Raw genomic sequence first — 17,236 nt, forward strand, 5'->3', positions numbered from 1 at the left:
GATTCGAGATTTTTCGCAGCGGATGAAGCGAACCTCAGCATGAAATGGTGATTCGCTGAAGCAGCAAGAAAAATCGAGAATCTCAGGCGATTAAGCAATACGTAATTGTTCAAGCACGTAAGAGGGCTGGGTGATTCTTGGTCGAACAGTATAAGAGCGGCAGCCGATATTAGACAACCCAATGACACACACATACAAACAAACTTAAACCAAAAACAAAAAATCAAAGCCAAATCGGAACAACCGCAACAGCAGACAACACGCAAGAGGCGGAGCGTTGTGAGACAAGAAACACCCAGCCCTCCTACAACACTAGGCGAGGAAAACCGTTCGCGCGTTACAGCGCGCTCAGGTAGGTTGTCGCGCCCACGTTTGTATCAAACACTAAGCGCGTGAACATCGCCCGTGTGCACAATCGCAGATTCTCCCGAGTCTTTAAGAATCAAAAGCGAAGCATCATCAGTAACGCTCTGAGCAATGCCTTTAACGCATTCGCTGTTGTTTAACTCGCTATTAACTTCTGGCGCATACACGCTAACTTTGCGCCCAAGAGTCCAGCAAACTGCGCTAACTTCCTTACGCAAGCACAATGCGTTTTGCGCAGGATTTTGCACAAAACTCGCTAGTCTACTGTTTAAGTTTTGCGCTAAACGCTTAGCAATAATATCCCTTAATTGCATTGCATTTGGAAGATTCGCGTAATGCATTTGTAAAGATGTTGCTTTTTCGATTGGAAGATTGCTTTTAGACACATTAAGATTAAGGCCGATTCCAAAAATCACACCAATATTTTGTTGTAAAGAGTCATGATTTGCAAGTGCTGCGATTTCGGTTAAAATTCCGCCTTCTTTGCAATCGCCAATAAAAATGTCATTTGGCCACTTGATTTTTATTTCTTGACCAAAATCGCAAATTTTACTTTCGACTTCGCCGATTTCGCTAATTTCGCCAACTTCGCTGGCTTCTGCGATTTTGCGCGCACCAACATCTTTAAGCGCGCCAATCAACGCGTCTCTTGCGCAAAGTCCTGCAATCATAGGCAGCCAACCGTTGTATTTTGAATCCATAACAACGCTTTTTGGCAAAACAGCACCATAAGACGCTAGAAAGCTTTGCCCCGATTCGCTAACCCACTTGCGACCAAGACGACCTCTGCCAGCGCTTTGATTGTTTGCAATAATCGCACAAACAAGCGGATTCAAGATTGAAGAGCTTTCAAAATCGCAATCAATAAGCTCTTTTCGCGCAATATTTTGCGTAGAATCAACCGAGTCTAAAAAGATAAAATTCATCGAGAATTAAATCCCTTAAAATCTATTAAAATCGCCTAAACAGACTAAACCTATTAAACAACAGCTATCAAAGAAATAGCTATCAAACAATAGGCTCTACCTGGTCAAAGCCAAGCTCCACAGGAGTCTCTCTGCCAAAGATAGAAACAAGAACCGTAAGCTTTTGCGTTGTAGGATCTACGTCCGAAACAACGGCAGCCATAGTTGCAAATGGGCCGTCGGTAACTGTAACTTGATCTCCAACCTTGTAAGCAACCTCAACAGTACGCTTACGAGCTGCTGCTGGCTTATCTCCAGCCTTCTTCAACGCCTCAGACGCAATCATAGGAGCCATCATATCAATAACTTCCTTGCGGCTAAGAGGCGCTGGCTCCTTAGACGGGCCAACAAAACCAGTAACACCTTCGGTCTCGCGCACAATGCGGCGAGCATTCTCGTCTGGCCACATGCGAATAAGCACATATCCTGGAACGCGCACGCGCGTAATAACCTTCTTGCCCTTGTCTGTGTGCTTTTCAACCTCTTCCATTGGCACTTCAATCTGGAAAATCTTGTCTTCCAAACCAAAGCTTTGAACGCGAGATTCAACGTTAGTTTTAACGCGCTTCTCGTAGCCAGAGTAGGTGTGAAGAACGTACCACTTGCCTTCAAGAGTTCGCAAAGTCTTGGAAAACTCGGCGACTGCGGCGGCGCCAGCGTCTGTAGGATTTACGTCTGCGGAATCTTCGGAATCTTCAGCAGAATCAGCAGAATTGTCGGCAGAATCAGCGCTATTTTCCACTGGCGAATCGCCAGCAGCCGTAGAATCAGCCTGCTCATGCGCCTCCACCGCATCGGAAGATGCGTCTAAATTCGCAAGATTATCTAGATTCTCTACAGAATTATCTACGGATTCAACATTTTCGAGATTCAACTCGTCAGTCATATTTGCACACCCTCAAAATTCGTTTAAATCAGCCAAACAGCCACATAACGGACTTGCCTAAACCGAAGTCCATAACAGTGACAAAAACCATCAAGAAAATAACAAAAATAAACACGGAAGCAGACCAAGCAAACAACTCTTTGCCGTGTGGAGCTACGACTTTGCGCGTCTCGTCAATAGTTTGCTTAATGAACATGCCAATACGCATGAACAAATTTGGCTTCTTCTCTTTTGCCTTGGCCATGCTTGAATCCTTCGTTTAAAAATTGTTAACAATAAAACTGGCAGGGACGGCGGGACTCGAACCCACAACCTACGGTTTTGGAGACCGTTGCGCTACCAATTGCGCCACATCCCTAGGTGAACTTGCTAATCATACCTTAAAAAGATTGACTTGGCAAAACCGCCGAATATTCATGATAGCGGAAGGGCAAGATTTAAGGGTTTTTATTATGATTAGCGAGTGTCGCTAAATGCGCGGTTGCTGGCGACTTTTCCGCGTGAAAACGCGCTGCCGCCTAGTGAAGACGCGCTGCAACGCTTAAAACGCGCTTCCGCCTTCAATCCACTGCTTCATGCGCCTCATGCCCTCTGCAAGTTGACTATCCGCCAAAGCGCACGAGAATCGCAAGTAGCCAGGCGCGCCAAAAGCCTCGCCAGGAACAGCAGCAACATGCGCTTCGTCAAGAAGCATTTGCGCAAGCGCAGACGATGTGCCTGGAATCTTAGAATCCTTGCCCAACGGGCGATTAAGCAGCGCCTCAACGTTTGCAAACGCGTAGAAAGCTCCGTGCGAAAGAGGGCAAGTCACGCCTTCCATGCTGTTTAGCGCTTGCACAATCGCCTTGCGACGAGCGTCGAAGGAATCACGCATTTTTGCGACTTCGTCTAATGGCCCGCCGACTGCTGCAAGAGCTGCGCGCTGCGAAATATTGGAAACGTTAGAAGTCATGTGGCTTTGAAGCTTAATAGCGGCTTTTGCGGCCTCAAGCGGCGCAACCATCCAGCCAACACGCCAACCTGGCATTGCGTAAGTTTTTGCAACGCCATTCAAAACAAGCAGCTGGTCGCGCACTTCTGGCACTTCCACGCCAATGTACGAAGTTTTTACGCCGTCGTAATGCAAGTGCTCGTAAATCTCATCGGAAAGCACCCAAATATGGTGTTTTACAGCCCATTCGCCAATAGCGCGAATCGTTTGCCCGCTCCAAATAGCGCCTGTTGGATTAGAAGGCGAAGTTACAATAATCGCACGCGTGCGCGGTGTGCGAGCCGCCTCAATCGCATCAATATCTGGCTCAAAACCGCGATCCGCGCCAGACATAACAGGCACAGGAACGCCGCCTGCAAGTTTTACTGCCTCTGGGTAGCTTGTCCAATATGGCGCTGGGATTATAACTTCGTCGCCATCATTTAGCAAAATCTGGCATGCTTCGTAAACAGCCTGCTTGCCGCCATTCGTTACAACAACTTGATTTGGGGAAACATCGTAGCCAGAATCGCGCTTAACTTTGCGCGCAATCGCCTCACGTAACTCTGGAAGACCAGCCGTAGCTGTGTACTTGTAGTTTTTTGGATCTTTGCATGCTGCGGCTGCGGCTTCCACAATGTAGAGCGGCGTTGGAAAATCAGGCTCACCTGCGCCGAAGCTAATAACGTCGATTCCTGCAGCTTTCATTGCTTTTGCTTTGCCATCTACAGCAAGCGTTGCGCTTGGAGCGACTTTGTTAATGCGATTGCTCATAGAGCGCCATTGGGAGTTTGATGTATTTGCTGCGATTTGCGATGCATTTGCTGCCATATTTGCTGCGATATTTTCTGCCATACTCTACAGTTTAGCCATTACACGTTATTTCACGATTTTGTTTACGTTTCAACCAGCGAGGCTTCCTATTTGAAGTTGTGTGCTCCTTACTTGGTATTGCGCAATACCAAGTAAGAAAAACGCAAATCGCAGCAAACGCTATAAGAGCACAAGATTATCGCGATGAACCACAGGATGCGCATATTGCCGCCCCAAAGTGGCCTCTAAATCATCCGTTGTAAGACCCATTACCTGCGGTATCTCGTCTGAATCAAATGCAACTAGACCCTTGGCTAAGTGGTTGCCATGCTCGTCGTCAATCCACACTGGGTCGCTTGCAGAAAAATCGCCAGTAACTCCCACAATTCCAGCAGCCAGCAGGCTCGCTCGCCCTGCGCAAACAGCTGCAGCAGCACCAGCATCTACAATAATCGAGCCATGCGGATTAGACGCAAAACCAATCCAAAGTCTTCTAGAAGACGCGCGCGAGTTTAGTGGAGCAAACACGGTTCCAACCGAATCGCCAGATAGCGCACCCTCCGCGTTACTAGCACATGTCAAAAGCGTTGGTATTCCAGAAACAGCAGCAACGTGCGCCGCATCCATCTTGGTCACCATTCCACCTGTGCCAACGCCCGAGCCGCTTTCGCCAACTTTAACATCGTCTAGCGCGCGCGTAACATCTGCAACAAAGCCAATTCGCTTAGCACCTGGCTCGCTAGGCGGAGACGTGTAAAGCGCATCAACGTCTGTTAAAAGAACCAGCGCATCTGCTCGCACAATATTCGCCACAAGCGCCGCAAGCCTATCGTTATCTCCAAAACGTATTTCGTTGCTAGACAAAGCATCGTTTTCGTTTACGATTGGCACAACGCCTAATTCCAGCAGCCTAAGCATTGTACGTTGAGCATTGCGATAGCGAGACGGCGAAATAGTAACGTCTGCAGTTAGCAGCATTTGACCAACTTTTAGACCATATTTTGCAAAAGCTTGCTCGTATTGCGCCATAAGCAAACCCTGACCAACCGAAGCCGTAGCTTGCTGCGTTGGAACGTCTTTTGGCCTAGAATCAAAGCCCAGAAGCCCAAATCCTGCTGCGATTGCGCCAGAAGACACAAGCACAACATGCGCTCCGTTAATTTGCGCGCGACTAATGGCGTCTACTAGCGAGCGCAGCTTTTGCACATCTAAATGGCCATTTTGCGCCGTTAGCGAGCTAGACCCCACTTTTACGACTATTGTGCGCGCATTGCTAATTGAACGCCGAACCCCGTTTTCGGTAGGCTCAATTGCTTTATTAACCATTATTAATCAATTACTCTCCACGCCCAAACAGGCTCTGCTCATCGTGTTTGTCGTCATCTACCGATGGATCCGCCCAATGACCTTGCTTGCGTTCCGCCATCATCGCATCTCGCACAGCGCTCTTTGCGTCCATCATAGTGTGGTAATCACGGCGACGCTCCGCATTAGTGCGCCTTGCACCACGCGGATCATTTGCCTCAAGTCGCAAGTCTTTTCCGCGCGCACCAAGGCTTGCGCCGTCCAAACCTTCCGCACCTGCTGCAATGCTTGGATCCCAGTCAAAGCAAACCATGCGGTTTCCGCGGCCAATCCTAATCTCGTCTCCTGGTCGCGCGCCCTTCTTGCGCAACTCGTCTTCTACACCAAGCTTCGCTAAGCGATCCGCCAAATAGCCCACTGCCTCGTCGTTGTCGAAGTTTGTTTGCACAACCCAACGCTCTGGCTTAGCGCCTGTAACAGTAAACCAAAAGTCGCCATTTTTGTCTTCTTCTCGCTCGATCGTAAAGTCGCTAGCACTTCCGCGCCCATCGTCGCGCCTGCGTCTTAATGCTGGCTGCTCAAGCGGCTGAATAACAACTCGCTCTTCTTCGCGCGCTGCCTCTTGCTCAGCAAGCTTTTCGCGCATACTAGCCACCATCTTTCCAAGCGCAAAACCAAGCTCTTTCAAGCCTTCATGAGATGCAGTAGAAATCTCAAAAACTGGCAAGCCCATTTTTTCAAAATCGCTTCGCACAAATTCCGCCAGCTCTTTTGCTTCTGGCACATCAATCTTGTTGAGCACAATAATTCGCGGACGATCTGGAATCGGAATCGCTCCAAGCGGCAAATCAAGCTTATTTGCGTATTGCGAAAGCTCGTGTTCCAAAGCATTATAATCGCTGATTGGGTCGCGATTTGGCTCCAACGTTGCACAGTCGATTACGTGGGCGATTATTTCCGTGCGCTCAATATGACGCAAAAACTCTAGCCCCAAGCCCTTTCCTTCGGAAGCACCTGGAATCAACCCTGGAACATCTGCGATTGTGTAACGATATTCGCCAAAACTGACTACACCAAGATTTGGCACAAGCGTTGTAAACGGATAATCTGCGATTTTTGGCTTTGCAGCGCTGATTGACGCTACAAGACTTGACTTTCCTGCAGACGGGAATCCAACTAGTGCCACGTCTGCTATCGACTTTAGTTCTAGGATTACGTCTCGCTCTTCACCAGGCTCGCCAAGCAGCGCAAATCCTGGAGCGCGGCGCACTTTATTTGCAAGAGCAGCGTTTCCAAGACCGCCTGCGCCTCCTGCTGCGACTACGAAAGTGTCTCCTACGTGTTGCAAATCCGCCAAAACGTTGCCTGGCCTTTTTTGCGCGCCCGATGCGCCCTTCGCCTCAAAAATCACGGTTCCAACTGGCACTGGGAGTATAAGATCTTCTCCTTTGGAGCCGTCTTTTGTATCTCCCAAGCCCATTGTGCCACTTTGCGCTACTCGATGTGGCATAAATCGGTAATCAAGCAAGCTATTTGCATTGCGATCGGCTACGAATATAACGCTTCCGCCGTTGCCGCCATTGCCGCCATTTGGCCCTGCAAGTGGCTTGTATTTTTCTCTACGCACGCCTGCGGAACCGTTGCCGCCGTCGCCGCCTTTAACATGTACTGTTACTCGATCTACAAAATCGCTCATAACTTTTACCTTACTTGATGCTCAATACTCGCCAGCTTTGCGAAAACAAAAAAGCCGCACCGAACGGGGTGCGGCTAGAAGATTAATGAGTTACTCAGGCGGTAACTACGTCTACAACCTTGCGATCGCGACGAATACCAAACTTCACATTGCCGTCTACCAAAGCATACAGCGTGTGATCCTTGCCCAAAGCAACGTTCTGTCCTGCATGGAACTTGGTGCCGCGCTGGCGAACAATAATGTTTCCAGCCACAACAGCTTCTCCACCGAACTTCTTAACGCCAAGATATTGCGCCTGCGAATCGCGACCGTTGCGCGAGCTGGACGCACCCTTCTTATGTGCCATCTTGCTGTCCTTTCAGGTTTATAACACCGTCAATCAGGCGATGGCCGTGATCTTGACGAGAGTCAACTTCTGACGATGACCCTTGCGGCGAGCCACGCCAGTCTTGTTCTTATACTTCATAATGCTAATCTTTGGACCCTTAGCTTCGTCGTTAAGAACTTCTGCCTTAACTGTGATCTTTGCAAGATCCTTAGCGCTTAAGGTCACCTTAGCACCGTCAACAACGAGCGCGACCGGGAATTCCACGGTATCGCCCTTCTTTGCATCGAGACGGTTTACGAGGATGGCGTCTCCAACCTCAACCTTCTCTTGATGGCCACCGGCCTTCACAATCGCGTACATAATTCGTTCCTTAGCTAAATTGAAAGCTTTACTTTTGCCTCGCGCGCAGCATTGAACATGCGGCAAGACACCGACTATCAAAAATACACCTACCCCTGTACTAACGTCAAGAGCTAATCTATAAAGTCGAGCTAAACAGTAGAAACTATTGTACTCAAGCCTTATACTTTGGGCGTTTTTAGTTTTCTGACTCGTCTGTTTTTTCTTGCGACTCGTCTTTTTCTTGCGACTCGTCTGTTGCTTCTTGCGATTCATCGGTTTCTTGCGACTCTTCCGCTGGCTTATCTACTGGCTCATCTACTGAAAAATCGCCAGCAAACGCCGCATTCGCAGCATCCTCACTAATCGCAGAATCCGCAGAATCATCACCATCCGCAGAATCCTTACCGCCGTCCAAACTTCTGCGCAAAGACTCCTCAAAGAATGCCGAAGATGCCGCAGCCGCCGCAATCTTAGCCAACTTAGCGCGAACATCCGCACTAGACTCCTGCTTAACTGTAGGCGCAGTGTCCGCAATGCTTCCGTGGCCGTGCTTATTGGTCTTAATAAACGGATCTCCGCCCTTAAGCGCATACGGATCCGCATACTCCGAAGACACAGTCGGCTCGTCGTGAAGAATAAACCCGCGGCCTTTGCACGTTGGGCACTCCTCCGAGAACGCCTCAACAAGCCCCTGCCCAACGCGCTTACGCGTCATTTGTACAAGGCCAAGAGACGTAACTTCCGCAACCTGATGCTTTGTGCGGTCGCGCGCAAGACACTCAACAAGACGGCGCAAAACAAGATCGCGGTTTGCTGGCATAACCATGTCTACGTAGTCGATCATAACCATGCCGCCAATATCGCGAAGTCGCAGCTGGCGCGCAATCTCTTCGGAAGCTTCCAAATTGCAACGAGTCACAGTCTCTTCCAGCGATTTTCCGCGGCCAATAAAGCGGCCCGTGTTCACGTCAATCGTTGTCATTGCTTCCGTTCGGTCAATAACAATCGAACCTCCTGCAGGAAGATAAACCTGGCGCTCCATGCCTTTTCTAAGCTGGCTGTCGATTTGCCACTTGTCGAACACGTCTTTACCTTCATGCTCTGCAGGATCCCAGTACTCAATCTTGCTTCGCAAATCAGGCGCCATCATCTCCAAGTATTCGCAAATGCGGTCGTACGCGCCCTTGCCTTCCACAATCATCTTTTGGAAGTCATCGTTAAAAATGTCTCGAACAACGCGAATCGCCACGTCTGGCTCGCCTTGCAACAGCTTTGGACGCTTTCCGTGCAAGAATTCCTGACGCTTTGCTTCTATGCGATCCCATTGCTTTACAAGCGACTCAAGGTCTTTTTCAATCGCATCTTCACTAGCACCATCGGCAGCAGTTCTAATGATTATGCCCATGTCTTTAGGCGCGATTTTGCTTACGATTGCGCGAAGTCTGCTGCGCTCTCGGTCGGATAGCTTGCGACTTACGCCCGTCATCGCTCCAGACGGCACCAACACCAAGAACCTTCCAGCAAGCGTTACTTGCGATGTTAGTCGCGCACCCTTATGGCCTATAGGGTCCTTAGTAACCTGCACTAAAACAGGGTCTCCCGCCTTAAACGCAAGCTCCATTCTTCGCGGCTGACCTTCTAGCCTGGTTGTATCCCAGTTGACTTCGCCAGCGTAAAGCACGCCGTTTCTAGCCTGACCAATGTCTACGAATGCAGCCTCCATGCTTGGCAAAACGTTTTGCACGCGGCCAAGGTAAATGTTTCCAACGGTTGCAACTTCTTGAATGTCGGAAACGTAATGCTCAACAAGAATGTTGTCTTCGATTACAGAGATTTGCGTGTGACGATCGCGTTCGCGCACAACCATAAGTCTGTCAACGTTTTCTCGTCTTGCCAAAAAGTCTTGCTCCATAAGCAAGTTCTGGCGGTTGCGCTCTCTGCGATTATCGCGGCGGCGCTGCTTTTTGGCTTCCAGCCTTGTGGAGCCTTCAATATCTGTGATTTCGTCAATATATTGCTGTTTTCTAGACCTTCGACTTTGCGAATCCGCCTCTGCAGAGTCAAATCGCGATTCACTCGTGCTTGAATCATCTGCAATCTTGGATCTGCGACGCCTGCGCCTACGCGTGTAAACTTCTTCGTCTTGAGATCGCAATTCTTCTGGGTCTGGAATCAAATCTCGGTCTTCTTGAGAAACCTCAATTTCGTCTACGCTGTACTTGCTTGACGCCGAGTTAAAGGAAGAATCCTCGGATTCTGCAGATTTATTGGCATTATCTGCTCTATCTGCCCTATCTACTCTAGAGGAGCGCCTGCGACGCCTGCGCCTTGTTACAACACCATCCTCGTCATCTTGCAAATCGGATTCTTTTGCGTAGACTTCATTTGAATCTGCGCGATCAGCGCGATCTGCACTATCTGCTCGATCTGCGTTATCAGCGCTATCAAAGTTATCAACGCGATTTCGAGCAAAATCTCCACTAAAATCATCCTCAAAATCGCTATAGTCAAGTCTTCTAGAGGCTTTTCCAGCTTTACGATTTTCTATTGGCGCGTAAGTTATATCGTCGTATTCAAGGTCTTCTTCGATTTGCTCAACCTCGGCAGCAGCTCTGCGCTCTGCAGCGTTAAGTCTGCGATTTTTGCGCGATTTTCGGGCGTTCTGGCTTCCATACTCGCCGCGCTCACTTGCTTGCGATTCATCTTGATTTGCATTCTTATCTCGCTCAATTTGAGCGTTTTTCTCGTCACGATTTGCTCTAGAACGCACGCGAATCAATTGCGTATCGTCATCTTGCAAATCATAATTCTCGTCAAAACTCTCGCGGCTGCCTTTAGCTTTTGCAGAAGACTTGCTCGAGCGAGTCTTACGCGATTTTTTAGAATTGCGATTTGTGTCTTCACTAAAATCGTCTTTGTTTTCAAATGATTCGCTAAAATCTAAACTATTGTCTGTTGACTTGCGATTATTACGCGACTCGCGGCTATTTCGCCTACTATCGTCTTTACTGCGAGAATCTCGCGAATCACGCGAATCACGACGGCTGTGCGAATCGCGCTTATTACTGCTTGAATCTTCGTAATCCGAATCCGCATCGCGGCTTTCAGCAGAATGCTCGCGCTGAGGCAAAACTGGCTCTTGGAACAAAAGCGATGTTATTGGGCGTAAATGTGCTTGAGATTGCTGCTGTGTATAAGAACTATCTGCCGCAGAATCCGCAACAAAAGGCGCAGAATCCGCCGCCGCTACGCCATTGCGCAAATCTTGAGTATCTCCGCCTTCAACGTGCAACTTCATCGATTCGCCAGCAGCACCTGCAACTCTAACTACACGCCTTCCAGCGCGCCTGCGACGCACGCCGTTAGCAGCATCTTTAGAGCCCGAAACAACATTAACAACGCCGCCAACTCTAGCGGAAGTAGCATTAGGATTTACGCTAGCATTAGAATTCACGCTAGAATCAGCACCAGCATTCTCGCTAGCACTAGAATTAGCATTTTCATTTTTATCTTTTTTATTATCGTCTGCTTCAAATACGTTGAAGCTTTCTCGCGTTACTCTGGGCACAATGCTCCTAGCGAAACGCTGCAATCGTCTCGCGCTCTTAGCCTGGAATGGGCACGCTTATGCGAGCCACCCCTCGGGCTGTTAATAAAGTCTAGCTGCGCGACAGCGGACACCTGCCTCAATAAAATCATGCGATAAAACGCGCGAGGGGATCGACGCCGTCGAATGCTTTGGCGGCTTGCAGCGCCACCGTTCTCTAGTATGCCATATTGCAACGTCAAACAACATACGCTCTTAAAAGTCAATTTCGCATTACCCCAATCGCAAAATCAGCGCTAAAATCGTTTGCATGGGTTTAATCAGCGCTATGCAAGGCTTTTGCGTAATCGGCATCGTAATTGCCGCAGGCTACGTAACCGCGCGTCTTCGCATCGGCGGATCGCAAGTACAAATGGTGCTTAATCGCGTAAGCTTCTTTGTATCTAGTCCTTGTTTAATGTTTGCAATCCTTGCAAAAGAGCCAATTTTTGAGATTTTCCACTCGTCAATTTTTGTTGCGTTTTTCTCCGCAATGATTGTTGGAATCGCGTTCATCTTGCTTAATCGCCTGTTCTTCCACCTTCCTGCAGCGGATTGCACAATTGGCGCGCTTAACTCGCTTTACTTAAACTCGAACAACATTGGCTTGCCTGTTGCAACTTATATTCTTGGAAATCCCGCGCTTGTTGCACCGATTTTAGTTATGCAGCAAGCTGTTTTTACGCCTGTTGGACTAACGGTTTTAGACGTTACAACTACTGGAAAGTGCTCGCTTAAGCGCATTACTCAGCAGCCGCTTAAACAGCCGCTTTTAATCGGGTCGCTTGGAGGAATTATTATTTCGGCAATTTCCGCAAAAGTTGGATATTTCCCTGTTCCGAATTTTCTCTATGACCCGATTAAGATGATTGGCGATTCCGCGGTTCCTATGATTTTGATGGCTTTTGGAATGTCGCTTTACGGCAGCAAGCCGCTACAAAAGGATTCTAATCGCGCTGCGATTGCGACGGTTGCGATTCTTAAAAATCTGATTATGCCAATTGTTGCGTTTTTGCTGGCTTATTTTGTTATGGGCTTTAGAGGTGCTACGCTCTACGCATGCGTTGTTCTGGCGGCTCTTCCGACTGGTCAGAACGTGTACAATTACGCTGCACGATACAATGTTGGCTTGAGTTTTGCGCGCGACGGAATCCTGTTTTCTACTATTACGAGTCCGATTTTTATTGCGCTAATCGCAGCACTTTTGGGGTGATTAATCCTCCGCACTTTGTAGCTGATTCACGGCGTGTCGCGTCGTTAGCGCGGCCTAAGCGCGCTAACGCCTTCGCTTGCGTTGAAAGCACACCGTGCTTTCAACTTTAAGCAAGCTCAGCGCTCCGAATTACCTTCGCGCGCTACGCTTTAAGCGCGAAGGCATGTCGGAGCGCAAAAAGCGCACAGCTACCTTTGCGACGCTAGCTCATTAGACAATTCGTTAAGTATAGCTTTTCTAGTCCACGCACTCACAGTCATCTTTCTGCGCTTCGCATCATCTTCGATTAAATGCCAAACAGTATCACTTAACCTAACAGTACGCGGCTTCAATGGCTGAGTCTCATCTTCCCAAGCTCTTCCAGAAAACTCTGTAACAGCAGCACCAGAAAAATTGCCTTCCGCTTCTGCAGCCCACTTATCAACAATATCGTCTGTAATAACGAATCCATTTTCTGCCGTATACGTATTCCTACTCATCTTGCATCCCTTATCTCTTGTAAAAATCCTTTTGTAAGCCGATTCGCATGAATTATAAGTATTGCATTGTTCTCAAGCTTTACAAAAAAAAACAAGCGACATATTAAAAGCTAAGCAATCACAACACTTTGCAATCATCTTGCTTTTTGAGCAAGAAGCAGTTTGCACGCTTCTCGAACAACGTCCCCAACTTTCACACCCTGCTTATCAGCAGAAGCCTTTAGAGCCTCCGCATCTTCAGCAGATATGCGGAAAGTTATAGGCAGCATAGCTTCTTCATAAAGAGGCGGTCTGCCAAGCGGCTTTTTAATACGTAAATTACCAGCTTTTCCATGATATATGCCTTTTTCAGCATCATTTTCCCATTTATCAAGCATTTCATCGGTAACGTCAACGCCACCTTCACCGCGAAAATTAGCCATAATCACTCCTAATATTTCGTATACGAAATGTTATCACATTGTGCCAGAGATTATCAAAATATGGCTAATCGAACTAATCAAAGCATGCAAAAAGCCTAATGCAAATTGGCGCAAAGCATGTAAAAAGCATACAAAAAGGCCCTTGCGCGCATTACACACAAAGGCCTTTATCATATAGTTTCTACGCGTTCAGCACCATTCAGAGCTAAACACAGCCAAATAGCTTAGCGGCGAATCTTACGGAACGCTGCACCAGCACCAGCCAAAACGCTAGCAGCCAAAGCAGTCAAAGCAACACCAACACCACTATTAGGCAAACCACTAACACCACTCTTCACAGTAATGTTAGTCCAACCAAGCTGATTGCCCTGCTCATCAACAAGAACAACCGTATGCTTGCCAGAATAACCAGCTGGGAACATGGCATCAAACTGAGGCTTACCATTAACCAAGCGAACAGTCACATAATTAGCACCATCAGCACCCTTAAGAAGACGTGGGCTAGAGTAAATGAACGCATAAGCCTTAGCAGAACCATCACGGTTCAAGCGATCAAGGAACGCCTGGTTAGAAATACTCAAAGTCACCCTGTTCACAACGCCAGCAACAACAACATTATTAGCACCAGCCGTAATCATGCCCTTCAAAGCAGGCAACAAGTCAGCAACAGAAGCAGGAGCCGCAGGAACACCAGCAGCAGGAGCAGACTGAGATGCGCCAGCAGGAGTCGAAGCGGATGGAGTTGTTACAGACGGAGTCGAAGATGGAGTATCATCCGATGGAGTTGAAGGATTAGACGGAGTCGTATGGTCTGGTTCCACAGGATTCACTGGCTTTGGAGTTGGAGTCACTGGCTTTGGAGCTGGTGGAACAACTGGATCTGTATTCTTCTTTTCACCAACAAGCTCGCTCACATCAGCTGGAGTCAACTTATAGTCAGCAACCTTATCACCATTAACATTGGCGAGAACGTCATGAACGTTAAACTTTGGTGCCTGAGGGTCTTGCTTCTTAGGATTCTGAACTTCTTGAACCTTAGTTTCCTGCTTTACAAGCGTTTCTTCAGCCTTAGTTACACCCTTATTAGCCTTTTCGAGAAGATTCTTCTTGCTTTTAAGCTGCTTCTGTAACTTTCCAAGCTCCTCAGCAGCCTTATTATAAGCTTCAGAACCAGATGGACCAGTCTGTTCCTTTGCCAACTTGTCGAACTCGGCCTGAGCGGTCGCAACTTGGCCTTCAAGAGCCTTAACATCGTTACGAATGGTTGCAGTCTGAGTGTAAGCCTTAGCCACGCTCGTAGCCTTATCATTCAATTCACTGAAAGAACTGGCAATCTTTTGAGCATTTTCCAACTGTTCTTGGAGCTTCACCTTTTCAGCACCAGTAGCCTTAGCAACCTTTTCTTGCAAGGCTTTAACACTACCTTCGGCAATCTGCTTCAAAAGCAACGCATTCTTGGCTTTCTGGTTGGCTAAATCTTGAGCCGCCTTAAACTCAGCATCTTCCTTAGTCGTGTCAACCTTTGGAGTTGGCGTTGGCGCCACGTCTGGATTCTGCTTATGCTCATCTGGAGTCTGTGGCTCAGTCTTATGCTCTGGGGCAGGAGTTGATGATTGCGCAGCAAACGCAGTAGAAGCCGCAGGAACAGCAAACGCTAGTCCAGAAACCAGCGTTGCAACGGCAGCGAAAGCAGCAATCGCTTTCTTATTTAACATAACTCATCCTTTCTTCTTTCTCTTCACGAATAACGTGGGAGAATCTGAGCGCCAAAAAATCGCATTACGAAATTTCGACTTTTATACACTAAAAATGATGTATACAGCACTCAGAATACCCCCCCCCCGTAGCCCTAAATCAATATTTTCACACAACAACACGCGTCATTTTTTACACAAACTTTGCACAAATCAGCCTCATTCTTAAAGGAGTCGAATTCGACCCCTCTAAAATTCGGATTGTTAATACTCTCCCACAATCCCCATGAATCACAAGCAAAATTACAAAATCAAGCACAAGCCATATAACATCTAACAACTAGCAAAACTAGCATGCATCAGCGCATAAATACGATTTTATAAGATTTCATAGATAAGAAGCAACAAACTCGGATTATGATACAAACACACTACACAAACACACAAAACCATTGAAAACACTATGTTTTATAGTATATATTTCACGAAAATCAATGTCAATATATGCTGATTTTTCACCAAATCAAGGGTAAAAATATGCCGATTTTTCACGAAAATCGAGGTACAGCGCAATTTTACATTTAACAAAAACTAGCAAAAGCTGGAAGTCTACTTCCAAATTCTGCAAAACTAGCTAACATTTGGAAATCTACTTCCAAACTGCGGATCTCTTTGCGCAGCTACCTTCACACAACTATCTTCGCGATGCTACTTTTGCGCAACTACTTTTGCGAGGCAAGAGAATCAAGGCGAGCACGGAAGGACGGCCAATCAGTGCGCATTGCCGTGAGTAGCTTTAGCTTCTGCACATCGTCAATCGGCACCCACTTAATCTCCATGCTCTCGTCGTCGTGCGCGCACGGATTCACACAATGACCTGGCTTTTCAAACGCAAAAACCGTTGTATAACGCCAATTTCCGTGACTTTCGCAATACGCTCCAACAACATCAATGTCTTGAGACGTTATGTTCGCCTCTTCAAACGACTCGCGCAACGCGCCCTCAATCGCAGTTTCGCCATCAGATATTGCGCCGCCAGGAATCCCCCACGTGCCGCCTTCCGCGCTCCAAAGCGCGCGATGTTGCATAACAACGTGAGTCACGCGCCCAGTGGCCTCGTCTCGCCTAGCGAGCAACACGCCAGCCGCGCCATTATGACCCCAATGCTTGCGCCCACAATCGCACATAACCCATCCGTCTCCAGGCTGATGCACGTTTTCTTTAGGCACTTGTGCGGAAGCGGGATCGTCTTTAATCGCCTCGCCCTCTAGCTTGCGACTATTCCACAAATCTGGCCAAGCGTACCCAAGCTCCGAAACCATCTGCCTTAGCAGCGGCAAGCTGATTCCAAGAACACCATGCGGATCTCCCTGAATTCCCTCAATAAAAGCTCCACCAAAGCCTTCTAGCGTAAAGGATCCTGCCACTTCCAGCGGCTCGCCAGTTTCTACGTACGCGCGGATTTCCTCATCGCTCATATGCGCAAAAGTCACGCTTGCGCGGCTCACCTTGCACACGGTTTTGCCACTTTTTGCGTCGATTAAGCAATGACCAGTAAACAATTCTCCAGTTTTTCCGCTCATTTGCTTGATTCTCGCAGCAGCCACTTCGGGAGTATGCGGCTTTCCGTAGCATTCGCCGTCTAGCAAAAACATGGAGTCGCAGCCAACAATAAGCACGCTGTTGGAATCAGAAGAAGACTTATTCGCGTGCGCAAAATTGTGAATATCAAAAGTCTTAGTAGGCACTTTTACGCCCGAAAAATCGCGAGTTTGCGCGGTATCTACGTTATGAGTTATATGCGATTGCGAGTCACTTGCTAACGCGTTACTACCAGATTCAGAAGATTCAGATTTAGAAGATTCAGACTCAGCCTCCAGCGGATACCCCACAACCAAATCTCCACTAGCCGAAGCCGCTGCATTTGCAACAAGCTTCCACGACTCATACACTGCAAAAGCCTTTGCTCGCGCCAAAATCGAAACGCGCTCCTCGGCGCTCATCTGCTCCACGCTAGCGCCTCGCTCATTTGCAGCATTACGCAAAGCCGCTGGCTCATCTACCTCGCTCACGTGAATAACAGGAATCACACCTGCAGCAGCCAGCACCGCTCTTCTTGCAGGAGACTGAGAAGCCAAAATCAACGAAACTGCCATATTCCCCTCTTTTTA

14 protein-coding genes and 1 tRNA gene are annotated in these 17,236 nt (G+C 48.0%); 1 reads left to right on the forward strand and 14 read right to left on the reverse strand.

The genetic code is table 11. The features are described 5' to 3' along the window. Positions 1-377: 377 nt before the first annotated feature. The 10 genes from NYP65_RS03415 to NYP65_RS03460 form a co-directional block, all read right to left on the reverse strand. Positions 378-1,292, reverse strand: coding sequence for a biotin--[acetyl-CoA-carboxylase] ligase (locus NYP65_RS03415; RefSeq protein WP_004132966.1), 915 nt, complete (start codon positions 1,290-1,292; stop codon positions 378-380). A gap of 82 nt (positions 1,293-1,374) precedes the next feature. Next, complete coding sequence (nusG, locus tag NYP65_RS03420; protein WP_415691325.1) at positions 1,375-2,217, reverse strand: transcription termination/antitermination protein NusG; 843 nt, start codon at positions 2,215-2,217, stop codon at positions 1,375-1,377. A gap of 28 nt (positions 2,218-2,245) precedes the next feature. Beyond that, the gene (gene secE / locus NYP65_RS03425) at positions 2,246-2,461 is read right to left on the reverse strand and encodes a preprotein translocase subunit SecE (protein ID WP_004111941.1); all 216 of its coding nucleotides are present in this window, start codon (positions 2,459-2,461) and stop codon (positions 2,246-2,248) included. Positions 2,462-2,499: 38 nt separating this feature from the next. Further along, a tRNA-Trp gene (locus tag NYP65_RS03430) sits at positions 2,500-2,575 on the reverse strand. 183 nt (positions 2,576-2,758) lie between these two features. Further along, a complete protein-coding gene (locus tag NYP65_RS03435; protein WP_415691326.1) occupies positions 2,759-4,042 on the reverse strand; it encodes a pyridoxal phosphate-dependent aminotransferase in 1,284 nt (427 codons plus the stop codon). 138 nt (positions 4,043-4,180) lie between these two features. Beyond that, positions 4,181-5,326, reverse strand: a complete 1,146-nt coding sequence (gene proB, locus NYP65_RS03440; RefSeq protein WP_415697482.1) for a glutamate 5-kinase — start codon at positions 5,324-5,326, stop codon at positions 4,181-4,183. 10 nt (positions 5,327-5,336) lie between these two features. Further along, entirely contained in the window at positions 5,337-7,001 is a 1,665-nt protein-coding gene (gene obgE / locus NYP65_RS03445) for a GTPase ObgE (RefSeq protein ID WP_004132970.1), read from the reverse strand. A gap of 94 nt (positions 7,002-7,095) precedes the next feature. After that, on the reverse strand, positions 7,096-7,347 hold the full coding sequence (rpmA, locus tag NYP65_RS03450) for a 50S ribosomal protein L27 (RefSeq protein WP_004106248.1): 252 nt from the start codon (positions 7,345-7,347) through the stop codon (positions 7,096-7,098). Positions 7,348-7,380: 33 nt separating this feature from the next. Beyond that, complete coding sequence (gene rplU, locus NYP65_RS03455) at positions 7,381-7,689, reverse strand: 50S ribosomal protein L21 (protein WP_004111933.1); 309 nt, start codon at positions 7,687-7,689, stop codon at positions 7,381-7,383. 178 nt (positions 7,690-7,867) lie between these two features. Continuing rightward, positions 7,868-11,239 carry an Rne/Rng family ribonuclease gene (locus NYP65_RS03460; protein WP_473410613.1) on the reverse strand — a complete coding sequence of 1,124 codons (3,372 nt, stop codon included), beginning with the start codon at positions 11,237-11,239 and terminating at the stop codon, positions 7,868-7,870. Between the two features lie 289 nt (positions 11,240-11,528). Here NYP65_RS03460 and NYP65_RS03465 point away from each other — a divergent pair, with 289 nt between their 5' ends. Next, complete coding sequence (locus tag NYP65_RS03465; RefSeq protein ID WP_473410614.1) at positions 11,529-12,470, forward strand: AEC family transporter; 942 nt, start codon at positions 11,529-11,531, stop codon at positions 12,468-12,470. Positions 12,471-12,658: 188 nt separating this feature from the next. Here the strand turns inward: NYP65_RS03465 and NYP65_RS03470 are convergent, their stop codons facing one another. The 4 genes from NYP65_RS03470 to NYP65_RS03485 form a co-directional block, all read right to left on the reverse strand. Next, positions 12,659-12,949 (reverse strand): hypothetical protein, encoded by a 291-nt coding sequence (locus tag NYP65_RS03470; protein ID WP_004132974.1) that lies wholly within the window; start codon positions 12,947-12,949, stop codon positions 12,659-12,661. Between the two features lie 134 nt (positions 12,950-13,083). Further along, positions 13,084-13,371, reverse strand: a complete 288-nt coding sequence (locus tag NYP65_RS03475) for a hypothetical protein (protein ID WP_004129832.1) — start codon at positions 13,369-13,371, stop codon at positions 13,084-13,086. Positions 13,372-13,595: 224 nt separating this feature from the next. After that, positions 13,596-15,086, reverse strand: a complete 1,491-nt coding sequence (locus NYP65_RS03480) for a hypothetical protein (RefSeq protein ID WP_018617613.1) — start codon at positions 15,084-15,086, stop codon at positions 13,596-13,598. 701 nt (positions 15,087-15,787) lie between these two features. Continuing rightward, entirely contained in the window at positions 15,788-17,221 is a 1,434-nt protein-coding gene (locus NYP65_RS03485) for a Maf family nucleotide pyrophosphatase (RefSeq protein ID WP_473410615.1), read from the reverse strand. Between the last annotated feature and the right edge of the window lie 15 nt (positions 17,222-17,236).

The sequence above is a fragment of the Gardnerella sp. c12Ub_1 genome, from assembly GCF_055804375.1.